Annotated in this window: 1 pseudogene; it reads left to right on the top strand. The window is 65.3% G+C overall.

The features are described 5' to 3' along the window. Positions 1–262 (top strand): annotated as a pseudogene (locus EXE45_RS18895) (ABC transporter substrate-binding protein); the annotation flags it as partial.

The raw sequence follows: 262 nt of genomic DNA, 5'->3' as shown, positions 1-262 counted from the left end.
ATCGACGAGGGTCCCGACCTGTTCTCCAAGGGACCGCTGTTCGAGGAGGCCTCGATCAGCGTCGTCCAGGAGCAGGCGTCGCGTCTCGGCGCGCTCGAGACCGGCGAGGCGGACTCGGCGGCAATTCCGCCGGAGCAGTACGAGTCGTACAACCAGAACGACAACGTCACCGTCCGGCAGGTCCCCACGCCGTACAACACGATTATCTCCGTCAACCAGCGTGCGAACGGCTGGAACGCCGGTCCGGGTAACCTCTTCCAGC

It is taken from the genome of Halorubrum sp. SP9 (genome assembly GCF_005435015.1).
GTDB lineage: Archaea > Halobacteriota > Halobacteria > Halobacteriales > Haloferacaceae > Halorubrum > Halorubrum sodomense.
Note: the sequence above shows the minus strand (reverse complement) of the source record. Positions and strands in the feature narration are given on the sequence as shown.